This window comes from Vibrio sp. Y51_MX_L26 (assembly GCF_024181935.1).
Lineage (GTDB): Bacteria > Pseudomonadota > Gammaproteobacteria > Enterobacterales > Vibrionaceae > Vibrio > Vibrio diabolicus.
Window position 1 is genome coordinate 28,192 of the sequence record NZ_JAMZAS010000005.1, and the last position, 12,742, is coordinate 40,933.

14 protein-coding genes are annotated in these 12,742 nt (G+C 45.4%); 3 read left to right on the forward strand and 11 right to left on the reverse strand.

Annotation, left to right across the window (positions count from 1 at the left end):
- Positions 1-117: 117 nt before the first annotated feature.
- Positions 118-702 (reverse strand): superoxide dismutase [Fe], encoded by a 585-nt coding sequence (gene sodB / locus NL645_RS12850; protein WP_005396533.1) that lies wholly within the window; start codon positions 700-702, stop codon positions 118-120.
- 284 nt (positions 703-986) lie between these two features.
- Between sodB and NL645_RS12855 the strand changes: the two genes are divergently transcribed.
- Both NL645_RS12855 and NL645_RS12860 read left to right on the forward strand, forming a co-directional pair.
- The gene (locus tag NL645_RS12855) at positions 987-1,322 is read left to right on the forward strand and encodes a Grx4 family monothiol glutaredoxin (RefSeq protein ID WP_017635833.1); all 336 of its coding nucleotides are present in this window, start codon (positions 987-989) and stop codon (positions 1,320-1,322) included.
- A gap of 74 nt (positions 1,323-1,396) precedes the next feature.
- The gene (locus NL645_RS12860; protein WP_253651807.1) at positions 1,397-2,026 is read left to right on the forward strand and encodes a DsbA family protein; all 630 of its coding nucleotides are present in this window, start codon (positions 1,397-1,399) and stop codon (positions 2,024-2,026) included.
- 75 nt (positions 2,027-2,101) lie between these two features.
- Here NL645_RS12860 and NL645_RS12865 read toward each other — a convergent pair whose 3' ends face one another.
- Positions 2,102-3,427, reverse strand: coding sequence for a Na+/H+ antiporter family protein (locus tag NL645_RS12865; protein ID WP_253651808.1), 1,326 nt, complete (start codon positions 3,425-3,427; stop codon positions 2,102-2,104).
- Positions 3,428-3,455: 28 nt separating this feature from the next.
- Complete coding sequence (rnt, locus tag NL645_RS12870; RefSeq protein WP_005396536.1) at positions 3,456-4,100, reverse strand: ribonuclease T; 645 nt, start codon at positions 4,098-4,100, stop codon at positions 3,456-3,458.
- A 263-nt stretch (positions 4,101-4,363) separates the two neighbouring features.
- Here rnt and NL645_RS12875 point away from each other — a divergent pair, with 263 nt between their 5' ends.
- Entirely contained in the window at positions 4,364-5,245 is an 882-nt protein-coding gene (locus NL645_RS12875; protein WP_012841571.1) for an OmpA family protein, read from the forward strand.
- A 120-nt stretch (positions 5,246-5,365) separates the two neighbouring features.
- On the opposite strand, the gene NL645_RS12880 is transcribed toward NL645_RS12875, so the two are convergent.
- From NL645_RS12880 to rsxB, 8 genes are all read right to left on the reverse strand, one after another.
- Positions 5,366-5,800 (reverse strand): DUF2753 domain-containing protein, encoded by a 435-nt coding sequence (locus NL645_RS12880; protein ID WP_005384886.1) that lies wholly within the window; start codon positions 5,798-5,800, stop codon positions 5,366-5,368.
- A 150-nt stretch (positions 5,801-5,950) separates the two neighbouring features.
- Positions 5,951-6,367 carry a lactoylglutathione lyase gene (gene gloA / locus NL645_RS12885; protein WP_005380739.1) on the reverse strand — a complete coding sequence of 139 codons (417 nt, stop codon included), beginning with the start codon at positions 6,365-6,367 and terminating at the stop codon, positions 5,951-5,953.
- A gap of 32 nt (positions 6,368-6,399) precedes the next feature.
- Positions 6,400-7,041, reverse strand: a complete 642-nt coding sequence (gene nth / locus NL645_RS12890; protein WP_104971973.1) for an endonuclease III — start codon at positions 7,039-7,041, stop codon at positions 6,400-6,402.
- Positions 7,042-7,105: 64 nt separating this feature from the next.
- A complete protein-coding gene (locus tag NL645_RS12895; RefSeq protein WP_005396543.1) occupies positions 7,106-7,798 on the reverse strand; it encodes an electron transport complex subunit E in 693 nt (230 codons plus the stop codon).
- The gene (gene rsxG / locus NL645_RS12900; protein WP_006743364.1) at positions 7,798-8,430 is read right to left on the reverse strand and encodes an electron transport complex subunit RsxG; all 633 of its coding nucleotides are present in this window, start codon (positions 8,428-8,430) and stop codon (positions 7,798-7,800) included. The genes NL645_RS12895 and rsxG overlap by 1 nt, the downstream gene beginning before the upstream one ends.
- A gap of 7 nt (positions 8,431-8,437) precedes the next feature.
- Positions 8,438-9,484, reverse strand: coding sequence for an electron transport complex subunit RsxD (gene rsxD / locus NL645_RS12905; RefSeq protein WP_047010069.1), 1,047 nt, complete (start codon positions 9,482-9,484; stop codon positions 8,438-8,440).
- On the reverse strand, positions 9,484-12,135 hold the full coding sequence (gene rsxC, locus NL645_RS12910) for an electron transport complex subunit RsxC (RefSeq protein ID WP_253651809.1): 2,652 nt from the start codon (positions 12,133-12,135) through the stop codon (positions 9,484-9,486). The genes rsxD and rsxC overlap by 1 nt, the downstream gene beginning before the upstream one ends.
- Before the next feature lie 8 nt (positions 12,136-12,143).
- Positions 12,144-12,740, reverse strand: a complete 597-nt coding sequence (gene rsxB / locus NL645_RS12915) for an electron transport complex subunit RsxB (protein WP_005396655.1) — start codon at positions 12,738-12,740, stop codon at positions 12,144-12,146.
- Positions 12,741-12,742: the final 2 nt, after the last annotated feature.

Below are 12,742 nucleotides of genomic sequence, written 5' to 3' on the forward strand. Positions count from 1 at the left end.
AGAAGAACTTTAGGAAAAAGAAGAGATTAAATTGGAGTTTTTAAGCGAAAAATAAAAAGCTCGCTGGTTCAGCGAGCTTTTAAAATAAGACTAAATTGAACTTAGGGGGAAGTAAAATTACTTCGCTAGGTTCTCAGCTACGAAGTCCCAGTTTACAAGTGCCCAGAAGCCGTTCATGTAATCAGGACGTACGTTGCGGTAATCTATGTAGTATGCGTGTTCCCACAGGTCAACAGTTAGAAGTGGTGTTGTACCTTCTTCTGTTAGAGGAGTAGCAGCGTTAGAAGTGTTAACGATCTCTAGAGAGCCGTCAGCTTTCTTAACAAGCCAAGTCCATGAAGAACCGAAGTTGTTGATTGCTGAATCAGTAAACTTCGCTTTGAATTCTTCGAAAGAACCGAATGCTGCGTTGATTGCGTCAGCAACTGCGCCAGTTGGTTCGCCGCCCGCGTTTGGAGCAAGACAGTGCCAGTAGAACGTGTGGTTCCAGATTTGCGCTGCGTTGTTGAATACGCCACCAGTAGAAGTCTTGATGATCTCTTCTAGAGTTTTGCCTTCGAACTCAGTGCCAGGGATAAGACCATTTAGCTTAACAACGTAAGTGTTGTGGTGCTTACCGTGGTGGTAGTCTAGAGTCTCTGCTGAGATGTGTGGTTCTAGTGCGTCTTTCGCGTAAGGAAGAGCTGGTAGTTCAAATGCCATTACTCGATTCTCCATTGATTTGAAAGGATGACCTTTCGATTGCTTCCAGTGTTTTTTATAGCTATGTAGCCTTTAAGGCTGACTTGCTAAGTATTTTAGCAAGTTTTTACTTTATTAAAACCCCGATATGAAAATATTTTAAGGGGTTAGCGGCTGTGAAGTGCTGAATTGTTCGCCATCAAGCAACCTGAATTTAAGACTTATTAATTATATGGTTTTTATTCTGTCGTTATTGAGTAGAATGTGGCAAATAAACAAAGTTCAAACCCATGAATGAGGAAGCGATGGAAACTATCGACAAAATCAAACAGCAGATCTCTGAAAACTCAATCCTGCTGTACATGAAAGGATCACCGAAACTGCCAAGCTGTGGTTTCTCTTCTCAAGCGTCACAGGCTCTAATGGCATGTGGTGAGAAGTTCGCTTACGTAGACATTCTGCAAAACCCAGATATCCGTGCTGAGCTACCAAAGTACGCACAATGGCCAACATTCCCTCAACTATGGGTTGAAGGCGAGCTTATCGGCGGTTGCGACATCATTCTAGAAATGTTCCAAAAAGGTGAACTTCAGCCTCTAATCAAAGAAGCTGCAGCGCGCGCTGAAGATCAAGCTGAGTAATTCGTAAATACTCACATTTAGCGATAGAATACGAAGGAGCCGTACTGGCTCCTTTTTCTTTTTAGGTTAGTGGAATGAACATAAAGCTTTACTACGTGCATGACCCAATGTGCAGTTGGTGTTGGGGTTACAAACCGACGCTTGATAAATTGAAACAGCAACTGCCAGGCGTTATTCAGTTTGAGTATGTGGTGGGTGGTCTTGCGCCAGATACTAGTTTGCCGATGCCACCAGAGATGCAACAAAAACTCGAAGGTATTTGGAAGCAGATTGAGTGTCAGTTGGGTACCAAGTTTAACTACGATTTCTGGAAGCTTTGTACGCCAGTAAGAAGCACTTACCAATCTTGTCGCGCAGTTATCGCAGCGGGCTTTCAAGATTCTTATGAGCAGATGCTAGAAGCGATTCAACATGCGTATTACTTACGTGCGATGCCTCCCCATGAAGAAGCAACTCACTTGCAGCTAGCTAAAGAAATTGGTTTGAATGTTCAGCAGTTCAAGAACGATATGGACGGCTCTTTCTTAGAAGGTGTGTTCCAAGATCAACTGAGTCTTGCAAAGAGCCTAGGCGTGGATTCTTACCCTAGCTTGGTTCTTCAAATTAACGACGCTTATTTCCCGATTGCCGTGGATTATCTGTCAACAGAGCCTACCTTGAAACTGATACGTGAACGTATTATTGACAATATGCCAGCGCAATAATCGCGATTTCAAATAACAAAAAGCCGCTCAATGAGCGGCTTTTTCGTAACTAAGTATATCCATCAAACAACGGTACTAAAGCACCATTGCAGCAATCCAACCAAAGATGATCAATGGAATGTTGTAGTGGATAAAGGTTGGAACAACCGTTTCCCAAATGTGCTCATGCTGACCGTCGGCATTTAGACCAGATGTAGGGCCTAACGTCGAGTCGGACGCTGGAGAACCAGCATCACCCAAAGCAGCAGCAGTACCAACTAGCGCGATTGTTGCCATTGGCGAAAAACCAAATGCCAACGCGAGTGGAACGTAGATTGTCGCCAAGATTGGAATGGTTGAAAACGATGAACCGATACCCATTGTTACCAACAGACCAACAATTAGCATTAATAGCGCAGCAAGCGGCTTATTATCACCAATGCGGGTAGAGAGAGACTGTACTAATGTCTCAACGCCACCTGTTTGCTTCATTACCGCAGCAAAACCTGCGGCAGCGATCATGATGAAACCAATCATAGCCATCATATGCACGCCTTTTGTGAAGACATCGTGCGTTTCTTTCCAGGCAATCACACCGCCAAAAGTAAACACCATAAAGCCAGCTAGAGCACCAATAATCATTGAGCCGGTGTAAAGCTGAACACCCAATGCGGCGACAATACCAAGAGCGGCCACCAAGATGTGCTTTTTATTGATAGCATGATCTGTCTCGTGAACGACAGTCAACTCCGTTTCTTCGTAGATGCGTGGTTTACGGTAGCTAACAAAGATTGCCAGCAATAGACCAAACAACATACCAGCACCTGGCAGTAACATTGCAGTTGGAACTTGGCTTGCAACCACGTTTTCCAAACCGTTGTCATGTAGGTTCTTTAATAGAATGTTGTTTAAGAAAATACCGCCGAAACCAACAGGTAAGATCATGTAAGGTGTGATCAAACCAAAGGTAAGAACACACGCAACCAAACGTCGATCGAGCTTAAGTTTCGCAAATACGCCCAAAAGAGGTGGAATCAAAATTGGAATAAAGGCGATATGGACCGGAATTACATTCTGAGATGACATAGTGACAAGAACGAGCGCGACTAACACCGCGTACTTTAACCCGGTAGTTGACGCCGAGTTTTCTTTACCATTTAAGCGCTTGATAACACTTTTTGCCAGTAGGTCCGTGATGCCAGATTTAGAGATGGCAACGGCGAAAGTACCTAACATTGCGTAGCTTAGAGCGATAGTCGCACCGCCACCTAAACCACTTTCGAACGCGGCAACTGTGTCTCCAAGGCTCATGCCTGCGACAAGGCCACCAACGATGGCACTAAACGTGAGGGCAACCACCACGTTTACGCGCATCAATGCTAACACGAGCATGACGCACACTGATATAACGACAGGATTCATACTTTTCCTAATATGTTGTGTTTACTTATTATTCTTCGTCAGCAAGCGGCCAACCGCCGAGGGCCTTCCATTTGTTGACAATACCGCAGAATAATTCTGCTGTTTTTTGTGTATCGTAAAGCGCTGAGTGTGCTTCACGATTATCGAATTCCATCCCGGCCGTTTTGCATGCTTTCGCGAGAACCGTTTGACCATAAGCAAGGCCACTCAATGTTGCCGTGTCAAAAGTAGCAAAGGGATGAAAAGGGACTCTTTTTAGTTTACAGCGCTCATTGGCTGCATTTACAAAACCTAAGTCGAATGCTGCGTTATGGGCAACCATAATTGCGCGCGAGCAATCTGCGGCTTTTTGTTCTTTGCGAATAAGTTTATAAATCTCTTTTAACGCTTCTTGCTCAGAAACTGCACCACGAAGAGGGCTATATGGGTCACGAATACCATTGAATTCTAGCGCTTCTTTTTCTAAGTTAGCGCCCTCAAATGGCTCAACATGAAAATGAATGGTGGAGGCCGGATGCAACACGCCATCTTCGTCCATTTTTAACGTAACGGCGCAAATTTCTAAAAGTGCATCAGTTTGAGCATTGAAACCTGCGGTCTCAACGTCTACTACCACAGGGAAATAACCACGAAAGCGTTTTTTCAAGGTCAGAGCTTCATTTTCTATTGTCATGTCGGCTTATTTTTGTGTGACGAAGGCTGCATTATTGCAGATTATACCGACGAGAAAAACCGCAATTTAGGAGAAAAACGGAATTCTATTTTGCATCTCATCAATACGCTCGATCGCATTTCGGGTGATTGAGTTACCATGATTAACGTTAATTGTAATATCACGATATTTCGCACGTTGGCGAGGTTTTTGCATGCCAGGTGAAGTGGTTTTATTGATTCAAATTGACGGCAACAGACTGCCGTTTAAGAGACAGTACTTAGATGAAGAAATGGCTGATTACTAGTGGCGTTGTATTTTCGTTGTTTAGCACAAGCAGTTTTGCTGTGATGGGCAAACGTTATGTTGCCACTCCACAGCAATCTCAATGGGAAATGGTGGTCAACACACCGTTAGAATGCCAACTTGTTCACCCTATTCCAAGTTTTGGAGATGCGGTATTTTCATCTCGTGCGAATAAAAAAATCAATTTAGACTTTGAGTTAAAAATGCGTCGTCCGATGGGAGAAACACGTAACGTCAGTCTCATCTCTATGCCGCCACCTTGGCGACCAGGTGAACACGCCGATCGAATTACAAACCTAAAGTTTTTTAAACAGTTTGATGGTTATGTCGGAGGGCAAACAGCATGGGGCATTTTGTCTGAGCTGGAAAAAGGGCGTTATCCGACCTTTAGTTATCAGGATTGGCAGAGCCGAGATCAGAGAATTGAAGTCGCATTGTCATCCGTGCTGTTTCAAAATAAGTACAACGCGTTTAGCGACTGTATTTCCAATTTATTGAAATACAGTTTTGAAGACATTGCCTTTACGATTTTGCACTACGAAAGACAAGGCGATCAGTTAACCAAGGCTTCCAAAAAGCGTTTATCACAAATTGCAGATTATATCCGACATAATCAAGATATCGATCTCGTGTTGGTGGCGACGTACACCGATTCAACCGATGGCAAAAGTGCGAGTCAAAGTTTATCTGAGCGACGAGCAGAGTCACTTCGTGATTATTTTCAGTCTCTAGGGCTACCGGAAGATCGAATTCAAGTGCAAGGGTACGGCAAGCGTCGTCCTATTGCTGATAACGGTTCGCCAATAGGAAAAGACAAAAACCGCCGAGTCGTAATATCTCTAGGGCGAACCCAAGTGTAACGAATATAAAAACGCCGAAGCTCAAAGCTTCGGCGTTTTTAATTTACTGACGTTGTTAATAATATTTTAATGGGATTTTGCTAAGTACCTTTCGGTGATTCCGGCTGTATAATTTGAATGTTAGTTTAAGCGGAATTTGGCAATGACTTCGCAATTTGTTGCGGTATCGATTTTTTCAACCTGTTTGGCAATAGCCGGATTAGGGTGACGTTTCATGAAGTCTATTAATGCTTTAGTGCAACATCCTATTGAGTCGATAAAGCTTGCACATTCTTTATTTGGGCATTGTGGGATGAGTGTTAAGACTTTCTCTGAAGCCAGCTGAAGGTATTTGAGTTCATAGTCAGTGTCTCCGGCCCAACGCCAGAACTGAGCTAAGTTATGACAAGAAATCACAGAAATTAATAATCGCTCGTCTGCTTCAATTTCCACACATTCGCTAATATCTTCACTCAGGCTTAGGGCTTGCTGGTAATGAAGAATGCTGCGAACAGGGTCATCTAGTTGAAGTGCCGTATCGGCTAGAAGTGTGTGTTTTTCCCATTCACTGATCATTATCGTAATCCCGCATATCGAAGTTGCGAACAAATCTAAACGATAATTATTATCAAGTAAAGTGTTTTGTTTATAAAAGGACAGGCAGATCGCAGACCTGCCTGTAATCGATTTTCAACTTGCAGTACAAGTGATTATTAGAAGTACCGCTTAGCCTTCCAGACCTGCTGAAGCTTGCTTGTTTTGGATAAGCTCAATCATATAGCCATCTGGGTCTTTTACGAATGCAATGTGCGTGCTTCCGCCTTTTACTGGACCTGGTTCACGCGTCACATTACCGCCCGCCGCTTTGATAGCGTCGCAAGTTGTGTAGATATCATCAACACCAATGGCGATATGACCAAAAGCAGTACCTAGGTCATATTCAGTTTTACCCCAGTTGTAAGTTAGCTCGATCACAGCACCTTGGGATTCGTCACCGTAGCCAAGAAACGCCAGTGTGTATTCGTACTCTTTATTCTCGTTCGTACGAAGCAACTGCATGCCCATAACTTCAGTGTAAAACTTGATGGATTTGTCTAGATCACCTACGCGAAGCATAGTGTGGAGAATTCGACCATTTGACATTTTTTGCTCCTAGCTTTGATTTTCAAATAGCGTTAGCTATCTGGATATACTTTCTCTTTATATTCGCACAAATCTTCAATAATGCAGCTACCGCAGCGAGGCTTTCTCGCCAAGCACGTGTAGCGGCCATGGAGAATGAGCCAGTGGTGCACATCGAGTTTGAACTCTTTTGGCACAACTTTTAATAGCTTTTGCTCGACATCATCAACCGTTTTGCCCATTGCAAACTTAGTACGATTCGACACGCGATAAATGTGCGTATCGACGGCAATGGTTGGCCAACCAAAAGCGGTGTTGAGCACGACGTTTGCGGTCTTGCGACCTACGCCTGGTAGCGCTTCTAACGCTGCACGATCTTCAGGAACTTCACCATTGTGTTTTTCCAACAAGATCTTACAAGTCTTGATAGTGTTTTCTGCTTTTGAGTTAAATAAACCGATGGTCTTTATGTATTTTTTTAAGCCATCAACTCCCAAATCGAGAATACTTTGCGGTGTATTAGCGACAGGGAAAAGCTTGTCGGTGGCTTTATTGACACTTACATCGGTTGCTTGCGCTGATAATAATACCGCGATTAGCAGTTCAAAAGGGGAGCTCCAGTTAAGCTCAGTTTGAGGATTCGGATTGTTTTCTCGTAATCGCTCAAGAATTTCGATTCTTTTTATTTTGTTCATTGCTGACTTCCAATACCGTCTCTGCGGTTTATGAAAAAGGCTCCTATGACAGAGCCTTATCTTGTTATGCGTTAGTGACGCGAGCACGTTCTATGGTTGGTTTTTCTTCTTTTGGTTGACGTGCCTGGACTGAATTATCGATGACATTTTTAAGCGCTATCAACAGACCAACACCGATAAATGCACCGGGTGGAAGAAGCGCTAGCAGAAAGCTGTTGTCAAATTGGAAAACTTGAATGCGGAGAGCGGATGCCCAGTCTCCTAATAGCAGATCTGCCCCGTCGAATAGTGTGCCATTACCAATTAACTCACGCATGGCACCTAGCACGACCAAAACGCTTGTCATACCAAGACCCATCCATAAACCGTCTAATGCTGCAGGCGCAACATCATTTTTTGAAGCGTATGCTTCAGCTCGACCAATAATGATGCAGTTCGTTACAATCAGAGGAATAAAGATACCAAGAGACAGGTATAAACCATACGCATAGGCATTCATCAATAACTGAACGCAGGTAACAAGTGAGGCAATAATCATCACGAATACAGGAATGCGGATCTCTTTTGGTACGTAATTACGAATAAGAGAAACCGTGACGTTGGAGCCGACCAGCACTAATAAGGTTGCAATACCAAGACCTAAGGCATTGGTTATTGTGGAAGAAACCGCTAGTAGTGGACACAGACCCAGCAGCTGTACGAGAGCAGGGTTATTGCTCCACATACCGTTTTTCATCAGCAATTTATTTTCACTCATTACTGCTCTCCTTCACAGCCTAACGGTTGGCTAAGAATGTCTTCACGAGATTGGTTTACGTAGTTAACGGTATTTCGCACCACTTTTACGACGGCTCTAGGTGTGATCGTTGCACCAGTAAATTGATCGAAATCACCACCATCTTTACGAACTTTCCATGAGTTCCAGTTACTTTCCGTGACTTGTTTGCCCGTAAAGCTCAGGATCCAGTCGGTGACACGAAGATCAATTTTGTCGCCCAGGCCAGGGGTTTCTTGATGGCTTAAGACGCGTGTCCCCAAAATATTGCCCTGATTGTCAATCCCAGTAATAACTTTTATCTCACCATTGTAGCCATCTGGCGCGATGGATTCTATTGCGATTGCTGTCGGTTCACCATTCTTCGTGGCGAGGTAGGCTGGCATTGCACGCAATGTCCCCAGTTCTGGTGACGTGACCATAGTGCAGGCTTGCGTGAGTGCGTTGTCATGCATGTTTTCTGGAATGACTTGATTCAAAACAGAAAGCAATTGTTGTTGTTCTTGTATCTTGATTTGGTCTTTTGTTAGGTACTGAGTAAAGGCGACTAATCCGGTTGTTGCACAGGCAAAGATCGCAAGTGTCAGACCATTTTTTCTAATAGCGGTTAACATGTTTACCTCAGTGACCGTAAGTTCTAGGTTTGGTGTAGTAATCGATCAGTGGCACACACATATTTGCAAGTAACACTGCGAATGCAACACCATCAGGGAAGCCGCCCCAACTGCGAATGATAAAGACCAAAGCACCAATAAGCGCGCCAAAGATCAAACGTCCTTTAACGGTGGTAGACGCCGACACGGGATCGGTTGCAATAAAGAATGCGCCAAGCATGGTTGCACCTGATAACAAGTGGAAGATTGGCGACGCAGTTTCCCCTGGGGTCAGCAAGCTGAACACGACGCTAAATAGCGTCAGGCTCGCTAGGAAACCTACGGGGATATACCATTGGATGATGCGTTTTTTGATCATCACTAAACCACCAAGTAAGTAGGCAAGATTTACCCATTGCCAACCAATGCCAGCTAAGCCATCGAATATTGGCTGCGACAGTACTTCGCTTGGGGTTGCACCTGTATGAATGCCGGTCTTAAATGCATCAAGTGGCGTCGCCATTGTCACACCGTCAACCCCCGTTCGAACTTGCTGAAGCGATAAGCCGTCGTAATCATAGCCCGTAAAAATTAAAGAGAGTGTATCTGCAAAATTTACGTGATCAGGTATGAGTGACGTCGGGGCACTCCAACTCGTCATTTGCACTGGGAATGAGATCAACAAGACCACATAAGCGACCATGGCAGGATTGAATAAGTTTTGACCAAGGCCACCATATAGGTGTTTAGCGATTACGATCGCGAAAATAAGTCCGATCACCATAATCCACCACGGAGACCATGGTGGGATAGCCACGGCTAATAACCAAGCGGTAACGATCGCACTGTTATCACGTAGTGCTCGCATCGGCGAACGTTTACGGAAGACCATAACTAAGGCTTCAAGTGATACAGCGACTGCGATGGCAAAAATCAGCTGAATAAGAGTTCCCCACCCAAAGAAGTAGGTCTGAGCCGCTAAACCTGGGAGAGCACAAAGTGCCACCCATTTCATTAAGTCAGGTGTACTACGACGGCTGTGGGTATGCGGTGAACTGGCAATAAAAAACGACACTACTCGTTCTCCTCAGTATTATTTTTATTAGCTTCTTGCTGCGCTTTGCGAGCCTTCGCGCGCGCAATAGCAGCAGCGACAGCCGCTTTTTTCGGATCTTCAGTTTGTTCAGCAGGCGTTTCAGCTTCTACCGTTTCGGCTGGTTCTTCTTGCTTAGCTTTACGCGCTTTGGCACGCGCAATAGCCGCAGCGACAGCCGCTTTTTTCGGATCTTCGGTTTGCTCGGCAGGGGCTTCAGCTTCTTTCGCTTCAGTTGAGTCTGCTTGTTGCGCTTTACGAGCCTTCGCGCGCGCAATTGCTGCGGCAACCGCGGCTTTCTTCGGATCCACTTCTGGTTCTTCGGAAGTTGCTTCTTCAACAGGCTCTGTTTGCGTTTCTTGCTTAGCTTTACGCGCTTTGGCACGTGCAATGGCAGCAGCCACGGCGGCTTTTTTCGGATCTTCGGTTTGCTCGGCAGGTGCTTCAGCTTTTTCAGCTTCAGCTTTTTCCGCTTCAGTTGAGTCTGCTTGTTTCGCTTTACGAGCCTTAGCGCGTGCAATTGCAGCGGCAACTGCGGCTTTTTTCGGATCGTCGGTTTGCTCAGCAGGTGCTTCAGCTTCTTCCGCTTCAGTTGAGTCTGCTTGCTTCGCTTTACGCGCTTTGGCACGTGCAATCGCAGCAGCCACGGCGGCTTTTTTCGGATCGTCGGTTTGCTCGGCAGGTGCTTCAGCTTCTTCCGCTTCAGTTGAGTCTGCTTGTTTCGCTTTACGTGCTTTGGCACGTGCAATGGCAGCAGCAACCGCGGCTTTCTTCGGATCGTCGGTTTGCTCAGCAGACGCTTGAGCTTCTAACGTTTCGGTTGGTTCTTCTTGTTGAGTTTTTTTCGCTTTAGCTCGGGCGATGGCTGCTGCAACTGCCGATTTCTTATCATCAGCGTTGTTGTCTGGCGTTTCGCCTTGTTCTTTTTGTGCTTTACGTTCGCGGGCTAGACGTTTGCGTTCTTCGCGCAGTTTTGCCATTTCTGAGTTATCAGGTTCACTAGAGCCTGCTTTAGCGGCTGCGGCCTGTTTTGCCTTCGCTTTGGCAATGGCTGCAGCGACGGCAGGTTTCACGGCTGGCTCTGCTTTTTCTGTTGTTTCTGTCTTCTGAGCTTTCACTCGTGCGATCGCTGCTGCAATCGCATCATCACCACCAGAAGATTTCATGTCTTTACGGCGCTGATCGGCTGCTTTCTTAAAGCGATTTTCACGTTCTGCTTTTTCGCGCTCCATACGCGCTTTCTTCTCTTCAAAACGCAGCTTCGCTCGCTCCGCAGCTTCCGCTTCTTGTGCTCTGGTGCGAATTTCCGCTTTTGCTTGGCGGTAGTACTGTACGAGAGGAATTTCACTTGGACACACAAACGCACAAGCACCGCACTCGATACAATCCTTTAAGTTTAGTTCTTCGAGTTTCTCATACTCTTCAGCTTTTGCATGCCATTGCAGTTGCTGAGGTAGCAGTGAAGCCGGGCAAGCTTCAGCACATTGGCTACAGCGAATACATTCCATCTCATGTTGGTGCGGAGAGATCTCACGACGAGTCGGGGCAAGGATACAGTTTGCTGTCTTGGTAATCGGCACTTGAGAGTGGGGAAGGGTGAAGCCCATCATTGGTCCACCCATGATTAAACGTTGTAACTTCTTATCGGCTTTATAGCCAAACTCATCCAATAACGCCTGTACTGGTGTACCTAATAATGCCCAAACATTACGTGGTTGTTTGAATGTTTTACCAGTGAGGGTCACGACGCGTTTTATCATCGGTTCACCATCGATGATTGCGCGTTTGATTGAGTATAGAGAACCGACATTTTGAACCAAAATACCAATATCGGCTGGAATTGCGCCGCTTGGTACTTCTTTATTGGTCAAAATTTTGATCAGCTGTTTTTCACCACCAGAAGGGTATTTAGTCGGGATAACGCGAATGACGATATCTTTGTTTAGAGCCGCAGCTTCTAACGCTTTGATTGCCTCTGGTTTGTTATCTTCAATACCAATAATCGTGAGCTTTGGTGTCAGGATATGTTCGACAATCTCGATACCTTGGATGAGCTCTTCGGCATGCTCTTGCATGAGCTTGTCATCAGATGTGATGTACGGCTCACACTCAGCCGCGTTGACGATAAGAATCTCTGTGCGAGCAAAGCCAGATTGGATTTTTTTTGCGGTAGGGAAACCTGCGCCACCCATACCAGAAATGCCTGCGAGACGAATAATATCTATCAGTGCGTCAGGTGTTTCTTGTTTGTAATCCACGACGGGTTTTCTGTCACACCATGTATCGTTACCATCAGGTGTAATGACCGCACAGAGTTCACTCAGACCTGAAGGGTGAGCAACGGTTCTAGGCTCAATTGCGGTGATCGTACCCGATGTAGGAGCATGCACTGGAACGGTAAAACCAGTTTCGGATTGCGTTAATGGCTGACCTTTTAATACGTGGTCACCTTCGGCAACCAATAAGTTACCAGCCTTACCAATGTGCTGTTTTAGCGGTAATACAATTTCTGATGGGATAGCCGCGTGAACGAGCTCAGTTTTATTGGACTGCTTTTTGTTTTCTGCCGGATGCACACCACCAGGGAAATCCCAAAGCGAGCCTGTACGAATTTGTTCAATCAAAGACAACATGCGAAACCTTACTTAATTGAATCTTTCACGTTCGCTGCATCGTCGGCAGCATCCGTAATGTTGAGTACTGGAATGGAGTTAAGTTGCCACTTCCAGCTTTCCGTGGTGGTTGCCACAGGAATCATTTCAATACAATCAGTTGGACATGGTGCAACACATAAGTCACACCCCGTACATTCGTCTTTAATTACGGTATGGACCGCTTTTGTACCGCCTACAATTGCATCCACTGGACACGCTTGAATACACTTAGTACAGCCAATGCACATATCTTCGTGGATAAACGCAACGGTTGGAATTTTGCTGTCGAGATCGTGCGCAGATTCCTCTGGCTCAACACCCATTAAGTCGGCGAGCTTTTCGATTGTTGCCTGACCGCCAGGTGGACATTTGTTGATGTGGTCGCCATTTGCAATCGCTTCAGCATAAGGGCGGCAACCAGGGTAGCCACATTGACCGCATTGAGTTTGAGGTAAGATTGCGTCGATTTGATCCACAATTGGGTCTGCCTCGACTTTGAAGCGAATAGAAGCAAAACCAAGTATCGCGCCGAAAATCGCAGCAAGAACCGCTAACGCGATGATCGCAATTAAAATCGTACTCATTG

Excerpts from the sequence above, each read along its gene's own strand:
- NL645_RS12860 (WP_253651807.1), top strand. The coding sequence starts at position 1,397 with ATGAACATAAAGCTTTACTACGTGCATGACCCAATGTGCAGTTGGTGT.
- NL645_RS12895 (WP_005396543.1), bottom strand. The coding sequence starts at position 7,798 with ATGAGTGAAAATAAATTGCTGATGAAAAACGGTATGTGGAGCAATAAC.
- sodB (WP_005396533.1), bottom strand. The coding sequence starts at position 702 with ATGGCATTTGAACTACCAGCTCTTCCTTACGCGAAAGACGCACTAGAA.
- rsxB (WP_005396655.1), bottom strand. The coding sequence starts at position 12,740 with ATGAGTACGATTTTAATTGCGATCATCGCGTTAGCGGTTCTTGCTGCG.
- NL645_RS12855 (WP_017635833.1), top strand. The coding sequence starts at position 987 with ATGGAAACTATCGACAAAATCAAACAGCAGATCTCTGAAAACTCAATC.
- rnt (WP_005396536.1), bottom strand. The coding sequence starts at position 4,100 with ATGACAATAGAAAATGAAGCTCTGACCTTGAAAAAACGCTTTCGTGGT.
- NL645_RS12880 (WP_005384886.1), bottom strand. The coding sequence starts at position 5,800 with ATGATCAGTGAATGGGAAAAACACACACTTCTAGCCGATACGGCACTT.
- nth (WP_104971973.1), bottom strand. The coding sequence starts at position 7,041 with ATGAACAAAATAAAAAGAATCGAAATTCTTGAGCGATTACGAGAAAAC.
- gloA (WP_005380739.1), bottom strand. The coding sequence starts at position 6,367 with ATGTCAAATGGTCGAATTCTCCACACTATGCTTCGCGTAGGTGATCTA.
- NL645_RS12865 (WP_253651808.1), bottom strand. The coding sequence starts at position 3,427 with ATGAATCCTGTCGTTATATCAGTGTGCGTCATGCTCGTGTTAGCATTG.
- NL645_RS12875 (WP_012841571.1), top strand. The coding sequence starts at position 4,364 with ATGAAGAAATGGCTGATTACTAGTGGCGTTGTATTTTCGTTGTTTAGC.
- rsxC (WP_253651809.1), bottom strand. The coding sequence starts at position 12,135 with ATGTTGTCTTTGATTGAACAAATTCGTACAGGCTCGCTTTGGGATTTC.
- rsxG (WP_006743364.1), bottom strand. The coding sequence starts at position 8,430 with ATGTTAACCGCTATTAGAAAAAATGGTCTGACACTTGCGATCTTTGCC.